Raw genomic sequence first — 14,132 nt, forward strand, 5'->3', positions numbered from 1 at the left:
TGAAGAACAAAACACCCGGCAGGCTGGCCGCCTGCCGGGTGTTTCTTTTCGATCTGCATTCTTACTTCTTTGGCTTTTTCTTCGGTCCGCCCGATATGGACGTCGATATGACGGAAATGGGATCGCTGGCCGGAAACGTATCTTCCAGTCCCTCTTCGAGCTCTTCTTCCTTGGTCTTGTTTTCCTTGTCGCGCTGCTCGCGTTCGAGCGAGCGCACGGCCGGCGATCTCTTGGCGGCCGGTTTAGATGTCGCTTTCGACATGATGGCTTCCCTCAATCTGTATGCACGCAAAACGCCGCGTGCGATCGAAGGTTCCACCCTTCAGGCGGCAGCGTCAACAGCCGCCTGAGACAGGAATGCGAAAGCATAGTCGGAGAAGGAGCGCCAGCACTCGACGCGGAACGCATCGTCTGCCGTGCGCAGGATCACGACTTCGATCTTGCCCAGAACCGTGCGCGAGCAGGCACCCACCGGGAAGGCCGCAAGCGACAGATCCTGCGGGCAGCCGGCATTGAGCGTGGCAGCCGCAGCCGTCCCGGTGACCGAGAAACCGACATTGCGATGCGAGACGCCGACGGCCGAATGAAGCGCCTTGACGCCGGCGCAATCGGCCAGCGGATCGCCGCCCGCCTCGTCGATGACCAGCCACTCGTCCGGCCCGAGCCAGAGTGCGGTGCGTCCGCCCTTCGAAGCGGAAGTCTTCGGCGCCTTTGGCAAGGCTACACCGAGCGCCTTTGACAAGGCGGCAACGGATGCATCAGGCGCGCGCAGCGAAATGCGCTCGGCAGGAGGCAGCACCCCAAGCTTGACGCCGGTGGCGGAGAAATCACGCCCGGCAAGTGCTGGTGCGCGCGTGGCCGTCGCAGTTTTGGCAGCAGCTTTAGCCATTGAGGCGCTCTCCCTTCTCGTCGAAGAATACGGGCGAGCAGACCTCGACCTCGATCACGCTATCCGGCATCGGCACATGAAGCGTCTGCCCCATGCGGTCGCGCCCGTCGATCACCACGGCCAGTGCGATGCCCCGGCCGCAATTTTCCGACCAGTAGCTCGACGTGACATGGCCGATCATCTTCATCGGGATCGGCTGCTTCGGATCGGCGACGATCTGCGCGCCCTCCTCCAGCACCACTTTCGGGTCCTTTGCCTTCAGGCCGACAAGCTGCTTGCGGCCCTTGGCGACGAGATCGGGACGAGTCAGGCCGCGAATGCCGACGAAATCGGTCTTCTTCTTGCCGATCGCCCAGTCGAGCCCGGCGTCGTTCGGCGTCACCGTGCCGTCCGTATCCTGGCCGACGATGATGTAGCCCTTTTCGGCGCGCAGCACGTGCATCGCCTCGGTGCCATAGGCGCAGGCGCCGTGCTTCTGGCCCTCAGTCCACAGCGCTTCCCACACCGCCTGGCCGTAGTCCGCCGGCACGTTGACTTCAAAACCGCGATCGCCGGTGAACGACATGCGGAACAGCCGCGTCGGCACACCGCAGATCTTGCCTTCGCGCACCGACATATGCGGCAGCGCCTCGTCCGACATGTCGATGCCCTCGACCAGCGGCTCGATGATTTTTCGCGAGTTCGGTCCCTGGACGGCGATGACCGCCCACTGTTCGGAGATCGAGGTCAGCCAGACATTGAGATGCGGGAACTCAGTCTGGAGGTAATCCTCCATGTGGTTCATGACGCGGGCCGCACCGCCGGTCGTCGTGGTGACGTGGAAGCGATCCGCCGCCAGCCTGCCGACGACGCCGTCGTCATAGATGAATCCATCTTCGCGCAGCATGATGCCATAGCGGCAGCGGCCGGGCTCCAGCTTCTCCCATGGGTTGGTGTAGAGCAGTTCCATGAACTTGGCCGCATCCGGCCCGACCACTTCGATCTTGCCCAGCGTCGAGGCATCGAACAGGCCGGCAGCCTTGCGCACCGTCACGCATTCGCGGTTGACCGCCGCATGCATGTCCTCGCCCGGCTTGGGGAAATACCAGGCGCGCTTCCACTGGCCGACATCCTCGAACACGGCACCATGGGCTTCCGCCCAGCCATGCATCGCCGTCTTGCGGGTCGGGTCGAACAGAACGCCGCGGCCGTGATTGACGATGGAGCCAAAGGTCACCGGCGTATAGGGCGCGCGGAAGGTGGTCAGGCCGACCGAGGGAATGTCCTTGTCCAGCGTCTCGGCGGCAATCGCCAGACCGTGCATGTTGGAGGTCTTGCCCTGGTCGGTCGCCATGCCGTTGGTGGTGAAGCGCTTGACGTGCTCGATCGAGCGCATGCCTTCGCGCACGGCAAGGCGGATATCCTTGGCGGTGACGTCGTTCTGGAAATCGACAAAGGCTTTCACGGTCGTGTCCGCGCCCGCGCCCGGCCCTGCGCCGAGCATGCCGCCGGCCCAGCTTTCGCTGGTCTCCGCTTTCGGCTTGGCCGACTTGCCGGCCTTCGCGCCGGCATCCTTTGCAGCCTTCTCGCCGGCCGCATAGGCTTCGTCGAGGGTTGCGGAAATGCCGTCCGTGCCGTTGCAGGCCCCGACGGAGACGCAATCCTGCGCGTAAGCGCCGGGCAGGAAGCGCTTGGTGGCGTCGTCAAAGGCGACCTTGCCGCGCGATTGCGAGAACAGATGCACCGACGGCGTCCAGCCCGACGACATCAGCAGCGCATCGATGGGGATGTTGCGCTCGCCGCCGCCGTTTTTCGGCTGGATCGTCATCGAGGATACGCGCAGGCGTCCGCCGGTTTTGATGACGGCGCGGCCATGGTTGATCTCGATGCCGAGCGCGCGCGCCTCATCGACCAGAGCGCCCGCCGGATTGTCGCGCAGGTCGACGATGGCCGCGATGTTGACGCCGGCCTTCTTGAGGTCGATCGCCGCCGCATAGGCGGTGTCGTTGGCGGTGTAGACGCCGACATTCTGGCCGACGGCGACGCCGTAGTGGTTGAGATAGGTGCGCGCCGCCGAAGCCAGCATGACACCGGGCCGGTCGTTGTCGGCAAACACCATGTGCCGCTCGATGGCGCCGGTGGCGAGGATGACGCGCCTGGCGCGAACCTGCCAAAGCCGCTCGCGCGGCAAATCGTGGCCGGGGCTGGCGAGATGCTCGCTGACCCGCTCGACAAGGCCGACGAAGTTCTGCGCGTAGTACCCGAACGCAGTCGTGCGCGGCAGCACGCGGACATTATCCATCGCGGCCAATTTCGCGACTGTGGCCTGCGCCCACGACCAGCCGTCGGCGCCATCAACGCTCGTACCGGCCTCGAAGCGCAAAGCGCCGCCGAGTTCGGCCTGCTCGTCGCAGATGATGACGCGCGCGCCGGTCTCAGACGCTGCGAGCGCTGCAGCAAGTCCAGCAGCGCCGCCGCCCAGCACCAGCACGTCGCAATGCTCGAAGCGCGCAGAATAATGGTCCGGGTCCGGCTGGTCGGGCGAAACGCCAAGACCGGCAGCGGCACGGATTTTCGGCTCGTAGAGGCTCTTCCAGGCAGCCTTCGGCCACATGAAGGTCTTGTAGTAGAAGCCGGCCGAAAACATCGGCGAGGCCAGGTCGTTGACCGCGCCGACATCGAAGGAGAGCGACGGCCAGCGGTTCTGCGAATTGGCGCTGAGCCCGTCATAGAGCTCCTGTACCGTGGCGCGGACGTTCGGCGTCCGGCGCGCCGCGTCGCGCTCGATCGAAACCAGCGCGTTCGGCTCTTCCGCGCCGGCGGAGAGAAAGCCGCGCGGCCGGTGATATTTGAACGAACGGCCGACGAGATGGACGCCGTTGGCCAGAAGCGCCGAAGCCAGCGTGTCGCCGGCGAGGCCCGAATAGGACTGGCCGTCGAAGGTGAAACGCACGGTCTTTGCCGGCGTGAGGCGGCCGTGGCCGGAAATGCGGTGCGTGGCGGCCATCACGCGTCTCCCTTTTTGGCCGGCGCGCGCTTTGCCGCCGGTTTCTTTACATTGAGCTGATCCGGCGGGCGGTTGGCATAGGCTGCCGGCCCGCTCTCCTTCTTCAGCTTGGAGATGTCGGGCTTCGGCTCGCCGGCCTTGTAGGTCGTGACGAACTTGTCGGTGACGGTGTCGCGCACCGCATTGAAGAAGCGGCCGCAGCCGTGAATATGCCGCCAGCGCTCATAGATGATGCCCTTGGGGTTCGAGCGGATGAAGAAGAATTTTTCGAAATCCTCGTCGCTCACCGCCACGATGTCGGCAGCGCGTGCGATGTGGGCTTCACCGGCGTTGCGGAATTCGAGTTCCGGACGCTCTTCCTCGCAATAGGGGCAGCGGATCAACAGCATGTCTTGTTCCTAAAGTTCGCCTTGGCGGACGTGCGTGCCCTGGGGCTGGTCGCAGAGCCGCTCTCCGAGTGCCGCGAAGGGCGCCATGCGCTTCACCAGCGTCTCGACGGAATCGACCGGCACGATGAGGTCGCGGTCGGCCATGTTGCCGAGTGTGAGTTCGAACGGGTTGACCGAGACGAACACCTTGCGCATCCGCGCAGGTTCCGCCTCGTCCTTTGCCGGCTCTTCAAGGAACATCACCATCCTCTTGCCCGCGCTCCAGACGCAGGCGAGATAGCCGGAGCTGACCGTGAAGGGCCATTCCTGTTCATTGTCGGCACGGCTGAGCTTCTGCAACCGAACTTCGTCGGCGCCGGGAAAATGAAACAGTCCCTTCTCGCCGGCGAGAATCAGCGGCGCAACGACGGCAAGAGTGGCTGCCAGAGCCGTCATCAGTGCGCCACCGCCGCCGCTGCCGCCTCATCGATAAGCCGTCCGGTGCGGAAGCGCTCGATGGTGAAAGGCGCGTTGATCGGATGCGGCTCGTCGCGGGCAATGGTGTGGGCAAAGACGTTGCCCGAACCGGGCGTGGCCTTGAAGCCGCCCGTGCCCCAGCCGCAATTGACGTAGAGCCCCTGCACCGGCGTCTTGGCCAGGATCGGCGAGCGATCCGGCGTCACGTCGACGATGCCGCCCCAGGAGCGCAGCATCTTCATGCGCGTGAAGATCGGGAACATCTCGCAGATGGCGTCGAGCGTGTGGTTGAGGATGTGCAGCCCGCCGGTCTGCGAATAGGAGATGTACTGGTCGGTGCCTGCGCCGATGACCAGCTCGCCCTTGTCCGACTGCGAGATATAGGCGTGCACCGTGTTGGACATGACCACGCAGGGCACCACCGGCTTGACCGGCTCCGACACCAGCGCCTGCAAGGGATAGCTTTCCAGCGGCATGCGCACGCCGGCCATGTCCATCAGCACCGATGTGTGGCCGGCAGCAACCACGCCGACCTTCTTGGCGCCGATGAAGCCGCGCGAGGTCTCGACGCCGGTGACGGCGCCATTCGGCGCGCGCTTGATGCCGGTGACTTCGCAATTCTGGATGATGTCGACGCCACGCGCAGAAGCGGCGCGCGCATAGCCCCAGGCGACAGCGTCATGCCGCGCCGTGCCGCCGCGCCGCTGGAGCGAGGCGCCAACGACGGGATAGCGCGCCTCCTTCGAGATGTTGAGCGGCGGGCAGAATTCCTTGGCCTGTTCCGGCGACAGCCATTCATTGTCGATGCCGTTCAGCCGGTTGGCATGGATATGCCGCTTGAGCACCTGCACATCGTGCACATTGTGCGCCAGCATCATGACGCCGCGCGCCGAATACATGACGTTGTAGTTGAGGTCCTGGGAAAGCCCGTCCCACAGCTTCACGGCGTGGTCATAGATGCCGGCCGATTCGTCATAGAGATAGTTCGAGCGGATGATGGTGGTGTTGCGGCCGGTGTTGCCGCCGCCGAGCCAGCCCTTTTCCAGCACCGCGACATTGGTGATGCCGTGTTCCTTGGCCAGATAATAGGCCGTCGCCAGCCCGTGCCCGCCCGCACCGACGATGATGACGTCATATTCCGCCTTCGGCTCGGGCGAGGACCATTGCTCGTCCCAGCCCTTGTGGCCGCGCATGGCCTCTCGGGCGAGGGCAAAAACCGAATATTTCCGCATGGGCTCGGGCCTCGTGGATGTCGGAAGATGTCGTCTCTGAATTCAGAGCGCGAGGTGTATCACTAGCGAAAAGCGACTGCCAGCTTTGCACTGTTTGCGACGGCCATTGCCGCTTTGGCGGCGGGCAGGCGAAGTCTTCGAAATCCTCACCTGCCGCACCGCAGGTATCGGGTGGCTCGCGCCCTCCCCATTTGCGACCACGGCGCATCGATGCGGACCGCTCCGGTTCGCCATTCCATGCAGAGGAAATCAATCATGTCCGCACTCGTCAACAAGGTCGCAATCGTCACCGGAGCCAGTTCCGGCATCGGCCGTGCCGCCGCAAAGCTCTTCGCTGAGGAAGGCGCGAACCTCATCATCGCCGCCCGGCGTCAGACCGAGCTCGACGCGCTGGTCGCGGAAATCGTCGAGGACGGCGGCACGGCAATCGCGCTTGCAGGCGACATCCGTGACGAGGCCTACGCAAAAGCGCTGGTCGATCTGGCGACCGGCGAATTCGGCGGCCTCGACATCGCCTTCAACAATGCCGGCGCGACCGGTGAGATGGGTCCGCTTCCCGACATGTCGCTCGACGCATGGAATGCGACGCTGGACACCAATCTGACCGGCGCCTTTCTCGGCGCGAAATACCAGATCCCGGCCATGCTGGAGCGCGGCGGCGGGTCGCTGATCTTCACCTCGAGCTTCGTCGGCCACACGGTCGGCATGCCCGGCATGGCGGCCTACGCCGCAGCCAAGGCAGCGCTGATCGGACTGACGCAGGTTCTGGCCGCCGAATATGGACAGCGCGGTCTGCGGGTGAACGCGCTGCTGCCCGGCGGCACCGACACACCGGCGGCAACGTTCAAGACACCGGAGGAATGGGCCTTCGTCGAAGGCCTGCATGCGCTGAAGCGCGTCGCAAAGCCGGAGGAAATCGCCCGTTCGGCCCTTTTCCTCGCCTCGGATGCTTCGAGCTTCACCACCGGCACCGCGCTGTTTTCCGATGGCGGCGTCTCGATCAACCGGGTCTGAACCGAACGATTGCGAAGGCGATGCCGATCTTCACGGAGCCGGCGTCGCCTAATCGACCGCTTGTTTCAACCGCTTGGAAATCGGCTCGAATTCCGGCGTTGCCTTGCGCTTGACCGGGTCGGGCTTTCCCGCGTCGATCGCCTCCCAGTATTTCCAGTTCACCTTCTCACGACCCAGCTCGTAGTCCATGCCGTCCCAGCTGTCCTCGCGAAAGCTGTAGAAGGCCCAATGCAGCCTGTTGGCATCGAGCTTGGTCAGCACGTCGTCGAGATACTGCCGGCAGCCAGACAGCCGGCGCATGCAGCCGAACTCGCCGGTGACGATGCGGTTCTCCGCAACGCCATGCTTGTTCGCCCAGTCGAGCGGAAGCTGCAGATAGGCATCGACCCGTTTGGCATCCCAGTTTTCCGATCCTTCGCCGAACGGCACCTCGCCCGGATAGGCATAGGGCTTTTCGCGCTTGAGATTGGGCGCGCTGGTCGCCGCATAGGGCTCATACATGTGGAAGCTGTAGAGGACTTTGTCGTCGGCAAGCGGGCCGGGCCAGTAGGAAAACGCATCCGCCGCCGCATACCAGCCGGCATCCGCCATGATCGGCGTCTTTGGGTCGACCGCGCGGATAGCCTTGATCACGGTCTCATAGAAAGACGGCAGGTCGTGCGGCGTGGCGGCGGCATCCTTGTACCAGGCCTGCATCGCGGCCGCATCGGCATGCTCGGCAAGCCCGTTTTCCTTCTCCGGCGCCGGTTCGTTGATGATGTTGTAGGCGGCAACCGCCGGGTGATCCTTCAGCGTAGCCGCAAGATCACGCCAGAAGGCGGCGGCCTGCGTCCAATAGGCCTTGTCCTGCCACAGGCGCCCGTCGAACTTGCCGTCATTGTTCTGCGACCAGCGCATGCCGGGCAGCGACAGCGGCGCGATCACAACTTTCAGCCCGGCCTTGTCGGCGCGATCGAGCGCGGCCTTCAGGGTCGCCAGATCCTTCTGCATCAGGCCGGCATAGGCATCGGCATCGCCGATCAGGAAGTCGCGTTTTTCCGGCTTCCATTTGTCGTAGGAAAGCCGCACCCAGCTCGCGCCATAGCCGTGCAATGCCTTGAAATAGGTCTCGTCCGGCGGCAGGCGATTGAAGCTGTTGCCGCCATGCTGGGGCTTGTCCCAAAAGCCAATGAGGTCGGCCGCGCGTGCCTGTGAAGCAAAACAGCAGAGGACAAGCAGGCAGTTCAGCAATCGCACGATCGAGCATTCCCCGGTATTTGATGTCGCGGTTTCGTTGACCGGCAGTTTCTTCCGGTTTATTCAGGCGGAAATGCGTTGCGCGGCAGATTGCGCCTGCATTTTCACATTTGAGAGAGCGATACGCGCCTTTTGCGCACTCTGCTCTCGACAACGCTGCTTGATTCTGCTATCAGCCGCCGCAATTCGCGGTGGTGACCGCTGCGAAAGCCAGTGGCTATTCGCCCCGCTATATTGATTCGAACCCGAAAGACAGGATTGCCCGTGCAGGTACTCGTCCGCGACAACAATGTTGATCAGGCGCTTCGCGCGCTCAAGAAGAAGATGCAGCGCGAAGGTATCTTCCGTGAAATGAAGATGCGCGGCCACTACGAGAAGCCGTCGGAAAAGCGCGCCCGTGAAAAGGCTGAAGCCGTTCGCCGCGCCCGCAAGCTGGCCCGCAAGCGCGCTCAGCGCGAAGGCCTGCTGCCGATGACCCCGCGTCCGGTTCCGGCCGCAGGTGCAGCGCGCCCGGCGCGTTGATCTGGCCAATATTTCGTCCTTTTGCGAGGATACGGAAGGTGGGGTGATGAAGAATCACCGCCACCTTTTTGTTTTGTTCCGATTGCGCGCTATATGCTGCCGCGGAACCTCCGCCGGATAGTCCGGCTGACCACAAGGGAAGAGCACAGATGGAAGCATTGATCGGCGGGCGCAATCTCTCCTGGCGGGGTTCAGCCATGGCTGTGGTGCTGCTGTCCGGTCTGGCGCTCACCGCCTGCCAGAGCGGCCCGGCAGGCGAACTCACCTCCGTCGACACGGCCCAGGGGTCGAGCGAGAACATCTCCTCGCTCTCGGCGGTCATCTCCCGCAATCCTCAGGACCCCGAAGGCTACAATGTGCGCGGCTCGGCCTATGGCCGCGGCGGCAAGTATCGCGAGGCCCTGAAGGACTTCGACAAAGCGATCGAGCTTAAGCCGAATTTCTACCAGGCCTACGCCAACCGCGCCCTCATCCAGCGCTTTCTCGGCGACCAGGGAAAAGCGCTCGCCGACTACAACCAGGCCATCCAGCTCAACGCCAATTACGACGCCGCCTATATCGGCCGCGGCAATCTCTACCGCAAGGCGGGCCGCACGCAGGACGCCTTCAATGATTTCCAGAAGGCGATCCAGCTCGATACGACCGATGCGCGCGCCTATCACAATCGCGGCCTGATCTATCAGAGCCAGGGCCAGCACGCCTTCGCCATCGAGGATTTCTCGACCGCGATCTCGCTGTCGCCCGACGCCGCCGAACCCTATAACGGCCGCGGCCTTTCCTATCTCGCCACCAATGACGAGGACAACGCCTTCGCCGACTTCAACATGGCGATCAAGCTCGACGGCAACATCGCCGAAAGCTGGGCCAACCAGGCGCTGATCTACGAGCGGCGCGGCGACAAGGCGCGTGCGGCGAAGTCCTACGCGCGTGCCGCACAGCTCGACCCCAACTACAAGCCGGCGACCGAAGGCCTGGCCCGCACCCGCGGAAGCTGACCGGCGAATCAGCGCCACAGGCACCAGCTATCTTCCCCCGAACGCGATTGCGTTACCGGGATGGAACCGAACGGCTGCCCAATCGGTTTTAAAGACACGATGTTGCGTTGAAGGCGGCAAAAATTTGCCGTGTTTGCGACCTAGATCGTGCTTGTAAGGCTGGGGGTTCTGTTTGCATTCCTATGGGAATCGATCGGGGCTTGGCCCAGCGAGAATTGCTGGAGTTGAATCATGAAGAAATTTGTTCTCGCCGCGGCCCTGTTTTCCGCCGTCTCGACCCTTCCCGCACATGCCGGAAGCGTACAGCTCGGCATTCTCGATTGCGTCGTCGATGGCGGCACCTCCTATGTCATAGGCTCGAACAAGGGCCTGGCCTGCACGTTCAAGCCCTACAACAAGGCCTATGGCCCTGACGTCTACAGCGGCGTCATCTCCAAGCTCGGCGCCGATCTCGGCATGACCCACCAGTCGTCGATCAGCTGGGCTGTTCTGGCCACCGACTGGGACGGCTACGGCACCGGTGCGCTCGCCGGCAAATATTTCGGCGCATCGGCCGATGCGAGCCTTGTCACCGGCGGTGGTGTCAACGTCCTGCTCGGCGGAAACAGCCGTGCCTTCACCTTGCAGCCGCTCAGCGTACAGACCCAGACCGGCGTCAATGTCGCGCTGGCTGTGACACAGCTCGAACTCTACACATCGCTGAAGTAATTCGCCGCCTCTCGCGGTTGGAAACTGAAGAAGCCCGGCCGATCCTTCGGCCGGGCTTCTTGCTGTTTGCGCCACACCCAGCAACCGCCTGATCCAGACCATGTGGCAGATTGCCGATCGATCTCGCTTAATTTAGAAACCAAAAAGTTTCTTTATTTAGCGAGGCATTTGCCGTGCGGCAAACAAGTCCCAGCGAAGACCGCATCCTGCGGCGGATCAAGTTTCACGGCGAGCAGACGACCGGCGCGATCGCCGAGCATCTCGACATCACCACGCCCGGCGCGCGCAAGCATCTCACTGCCCTTCTCGATGCCGGCCTCGTTGCCTTCGAAGATCGCGGCGGCAAGGTCGGCCGGCCGGAACGTTACTGGCTGCTCACAACAGAAGCGCAAAAGCTGTTTCCCGACAGCCATGCAGTGCTGACCGTCGAGATGCTGGATTCCGTGCGCACGCTTTTCGGCGAAGACGGTCTCGACCGGCTGATCGGCGACCGCGAGCGGCAGATGCTGCGGCGTTATGATGCTGCTCTTGCCGGGCTGGAGGGGCTGGCCGAACGCGTCGCCAAGCTTGCCGACATCAGGAGCCAGGAAGGCTATCTCGCCGATGCAGCCCCCCTGCCCGGCGGCGCATGGCTGCTTGCCGAGAACCATTGCCCGATCTGCGCTGCCGCAAGCGTCTGCCAGGGCTTCTGCCGCTCGGAACTCGCTCTGTTCCGGCAGGTGCTCGGCGACGACGTCAGCGTCGAGCGCACCGACTATATTCTGGCCGGCGCGCGACGCTGCGCCTACCGCATATCCCCAGCATCGGAGACAACAAAATGAGCGTGGCATCAAACCGCGTCGACTGGCATGCCCTGTGGGCAAGCGGCGATCTCGCCCGCTTCTGCTTCATCTGCCTCGGCATCCTCCTTCACGCCACCAACGAAACCATGGTGGCCACAATCATGCCGGCCATGGTCGGCGATCTTTCCGGCGTCCAGCTGGTCGGCTGGTCGCTCGCCATCTACGAGGTCGGTGCGATCGTCGCCGGTGCCGCCGCCGGCCGGCTGGTCAGCTATGTGCCGCTGCGCACAAACATGGTGGTTGCCGCCCTGCTCTATTCCACCGGCGCGCTCCTCTGCGCCACCGCTTCCTCCACGCTGTGGTTCCTCACCGGGCGCCTGATCGAGGGTTTCGGCGGCGGTGCGCTGGTGTCACTCGCCTTCGTTTCGGTGGAACGCCTTTTCCCGCGCAAGATCTGGCCGCAGCTCTTCGGCGTCATGTCGGCCATCTGGGGCGTGGCAGCCTTCAGCGGCCCGCTGCTCGGCGCGCTGATTGCGCAGGCTTTGTCATGGCGTTGGGCCTTCGGCGTGTTCTTCCTCGGCGGCATCGCCATGGCGCTGGCCTGTTTCGCCGTGCTGCGCAGCCCGGAAGCGACGCGGCGCAAGGCAGGATTGGGCACGCTGCCGCCCTTCCCCTTCCTGGCGCTCAGTGCGCTGGCGGCAAGCGTCATCCTGATAGCGCTGGCGGGCGTGAAGATCGAGGTGCTGCGCTCGTCGCTGCTGCTCGTCCTCGGCATTGCAGCACTTGGCCTGTTCTTCGTGCTGGATGCGAGAAAACCGCTGTCGCGGCTGTTCCCGTCGCGCCCCTTCGACTGGCGCTCACCGGTCGGCAACGGCATGATCATGATTGCCGCCTTCTCGGTGGCGACGATTTCTTTCTCCGTCTACGGTCCACTGCTGCTCACCAACTTGCACGGCATCTCGCTGCTGACCACAGGCTACATCATCGCCGCCGAATCCATCGCCTGGTCGGTCCTGTCGATCCTCGTCGCCAACGCCCCACCACACCGCGAAAGGCTGATCATCGTCACCGGCGCCTGCATGATCACCGCCGGCATTGCAGGCTTCGCCTACGCAATTCCCAACGGCTCGATCCCGCTGGTGCTGTTGTGCGCACTTTTGCAGGGCGGCGGCTTCGGCATCGCCTGGCCCTTCGTCACCCGCGTCATCGTCGCGGCTGCCGACCCATCCGAAAGCACGGTCGCTTCGTCCGCCGTGCCGACCATGCAGCGCATCGGCTACGCCGTCGGTGCGGCGATCAGCGGCATCATCGCCAATGCCAGCGGCTTCTCGCACGGCTTGAGCGGCGCGACCGCCCACAGCGTGGCGGTATGGCTGTACCTGGGCTTCGTTCCGCTCGGCATCGTCGGCTGCATCGCCGCCTTCCGCATAGCAGGCAAAGCCGGAGTTACTCCAAGCGTGGCTGCCTGAAACGAAAAAAGCCCGGCGCAATGCCGGGCTTTTGTTTCGAAGACAAGGCTGGATCAATGATCCATTGCCTTGACGATTTCCTCGGTCATTTTCTTTGCGTCGCCGAGCAGCATCATGGTGCCGTCCTTGTAGAACAGCGTGTTGTCGATGCCGGCATAGCCGGAGCCGAGCGAGCGCTTGACGAACAGGCAGGTGCGGGCCTTGTCGACGTCGAGGATCGGCATGCCGTAGATCGGCGACGACTTGTCGTCGCGCGCCGACGGGTTGGTGACGTCGTTGGCGCCGATGACGTAGGCGACGTCGGCCTGCGCGAACTCGGAGTTGATGTCTTCGAGCTCGAAGACCTCGTCGTAAGGCACATTGGCTTCCGCCAAGAGCACGTTCATGTGGCCGGGCATGCGGCCGGCGACAGGATGGATAGCGTATTTCACTTCGACGCCGGCAGCCTTCAGCTTGTCGGCCATTTCGCGGACCGCATGCTGCGCCTGCGCCACCGCCATGCCGTAGCCCGGCACGATGATGACCTTCTGCGCGTTCATCATGAGGTAGGCGGCATCGTCCGCCGAGCCCTGCTTGACGGTGCGCTCGATGCCGTCGTCGGCACCCGCTGACGCCGTCTCGCCGCCAAAGCCGCCGAGAATGACCGAGATGAAGGAGCGGTTCATGCCCTTGCACATGATGTAGGAAAGGATCGCACCCGACGAGCCGACCAGCGCGCCGGTGATGATCAGCGCCAGATTGCCGAGGGTGAAGCCCAGTGCCGCTGCCGCCCAACCCGAATAGGAGTTGAGCATGGAGACGACCACCGGCATGTCGGCGCCGCCGATCGGCACGATCAGCAGCACGCCGAGCACCAGCGAGGCAATGACGATCAGCCAGAACAGCGTGTAGCTCTGCGTCGTCACGAGAAGAATGATCAGCACCACCAGCGCAATGCCGAGGGCGGCATTGATGAAGTGACGGCCGGGCAGCATGATCGGCTTGCCCGACATGCGGCCGTCGAGCTTGAGGAAGGCGATGACCGAGCCGGTGAAGGTGATGGCGCCGATGGCGACACCCAGGCTCATTTCGACCAGCGCCTGGCCGTGAATGGCCCCGACCGTGCCGATGCCAAAACTTTCCGGCGCATACATGGCCGCAGCAGCGACCATGACCGCGGCCATGCCGACGAGCGAGTGGAAGGCGGCGACAAGCTGCGGCATCGAGGTCATGGCGATGCGGCGCGCGGTGATCGCACCGATGCCGCCGCCGATGGCGAGGCCGACGGCGATCAGCCCGAGCCCGCCGATCGACGGGGTGGCCAGCGCCAGCGTCGTGACGATGGCGATGCCCATGCCGATCATGCCGTAGGTGTTGCCCTGGCGGCTGGTCGTCGGATGCGACAGGCCGCGCAGCGCCAGGATGAACAGGATGCCGGAGACGAGGTAGAGGAAGGAAGCGAAGTTGGCGTTCAC

General features: G+C 63.9%; 14 protein-coding genes. 6 read left to right on the forward strand and 8 right to left on the reverse strand.

The genetic code is table 11. The features are described 5' to 3' along the window. Positions 1-61: 61 nt before the first annotated feature. From BM413_RS17635 to BM413_RS17660, 6 genes are read right to left on the reverse strand one after another with little or no spacing between them, the layout of a single operon-like run. On the reverse strand, positions 62-262 hold the full coding sequence (locus tag BM413_RS17635; RefSeq protein ID WP_091915347.1) for a hypothetical protein: 201 nt from the start codon (positions 260-262) through the stop codon (positions 62-64). A 60-nt stretch (positions 263-322) separates the two neighbouring features. After that, positions 323-889 carry a sarcosine oxidase subunit gamma gene (locus BM413_RS17640; protein WP_091915349.1) on the reverse strand — a complete coding sequence of 189 codons (567 nt, stop codon included), beginning with the start codon at positions 887-889 and terminating at the stop codon, positions 323-325. After that, complete coding sequence (locus tag BM413_RS17645; RefSeq protein ID WP_091915351.1) at positions 882-3,875, reverse strand: sarcosine oxidase subunit alpha; 2,994 nt, start codon at positions 3,873-3,875, stop codon at positions 882-884. Before BM413_RS17645 ends, BM413_RS17640 begins: the two co-directional genes overlap by 8 nt. After that, positions 3,875-4,264, reverse strand: a complete 390-nt coding sequence (locus tag BM413_RS17650; RefSeq protein ID WP_091915353.1) for a sarcosine oxidase subunit delta — start codon at positions 4,262-4,264, stop codon at positions 3,875-3,877. Before BM413_RS17650 ends, BM413_RS17645 begins: the two co-directional genes overlap by 1 nt. Before the next feature lie 9 nt (positions 4,265-4,273). Further along, complete coding sequence (locus BM413_RS17655; protein WP_091915355.1) at positions 4,274-4,699, reverse strand: hypothetical protein; 426 nt, start codon at positions 4,697-4,699, stop codon at positions 4,274-4,276. Continuing rightward, positions 4,699-5,952: a sarcosine oxidase subunit beta gene (locus tag BM413_RS17660; protein WP_091915357.1), complete on the reverse strand. Its 1,254-nt coding sequence runs from the start codon at positions 5,950-5,952 to the stop codon at positions 4,699-4,701. Before BM413_RS17660 ends, BM413_RS17655 begins: the two co-directional genes overlap by 1 nt. Positions 5,953-6,207: 255 nt before the next feature. On the opposite strand from BM413_RS17660, the gene BM413_RS17665 reads away from it, so the two are divergent. Further along, a complete protein-coding gene (locus tag BM413_RS17665; protein WP_091915359.1) occupies positions 6,208-6,966 on the forward strand; it encodes an SDR family oxidoreductase in 759 nt (252 codons plus the stop codon). Positions 6,967-7,014: 48 nt separating this feature from the next. Here the strand turns inward: BM413_RS17665 and BM413_RS17670 are convergent, their stop codons facing one another. After that, positions 7,015-8,202: a glycoside hydrolase family 5 protein gene (locus tag BM413_RS17670; RefSeq protein ID WP_210188938.1), complete on the reverse strand. Its 1,188-nt coding sequence runs from the start codon at positions 8,200-8,202 to the stop codon at positions 7,015-7,017. A 264-nt stretch (positions 8,203-8,466) separates the two neighbouring features. Here BM413_RS17670 and rpsU point away from each other — a divergent pair, with 264 nt between their 5' ends. From rpsU to BM413_RS17695, 5 genes are all read left to right on the forward strand, one after another. Beyond that, the gene (gene rpsU / locus BM413_RS17675; RefSeq protein WP_091915561.1) at positions 8,467-8,724 is read left to right on the forward strand and encodes a 30S ribosomal protein S21; all 258 of its coding nucleotides are present in this window, start codon (positions 8,467-8,469) and stop codon (positions 8,722-8,724) included. A gap of 149 nt (positions 8,725-8,873) precedes the next feature. Then, the gene (locus BM413_RS17680; RefSeq protein WP_091915363.1) at positions 8,874-9,719 is read left to right on the forward strand and encodes a tetratricopeptide repeat protein; all 846 of its coding nucleotides are present in this window, start codon (positions 8,874-8,876) and stop codon (positions 9,717-9,719) included. A 231-nt stretch (positions 9,720-9,950) separates the two neighbouring features. Beyond that, positions 9,951-10,427, forward strand: a complete 477-nt coding sequence (locus BM413_RS17685) for a DUF992 domain-containing protein (RefSeq protein ID WP_244537904.1) — start codon at positions 9,951-9,953, stop codon at positions 10,425-10,427. A 173-nt stretch (positions 10,428-10,600) separates the two neighbouring features. After that, complete coding sequence (locus BM413_RS17690) at positions 10,601-11,248, forward strand: helix-turn-helix transcriptional regulator (protein ID WP_091915368.1); 648 nt, start codon at positions 10,601-10,603, stop codon at positions 11,246-11,248. After that, complete coding sequence (locus BM413_RS17695) at positions 11,245-12,678, forward strand: MFS transporter (protein WP_091915370.1); 1,434 nt, start codon at positions 11,245-11,247, stop codon at positions 12,676-12,678. The genes BM413_RS17690 and BM413_RS17695 overlap by 4 nt, the downstream gene beginning before the upstream one ends. Positions 12,679-12,731: 53 nt before the next feature. Here the strand turns inward: BM413_RS17695 and BM413_RS17700 are convergent, their stop codons facing one another. Then, on the reverse strand, positions 12,732-14,132 hold the full coding sequence (locus tag BM413_RS17700; protein ID WP_091915372.1) for an NAD(P)(+) transhydrogenase (Re/Si-specific) subunit beta: 1,401 nt from the start codon (positions 14,130-14,132) through the stop codon (positions 12,732-12,734).

This window comes from Mesorhizobium sp. YR577 (assembly GCF_900116595.1).
Taxonomy (GTDB): Bacteria; Pseudomonadota; Alphaproteobacteria; order Rhizobiales; family Rhizobiaceae; genus Mesorhizobium_M.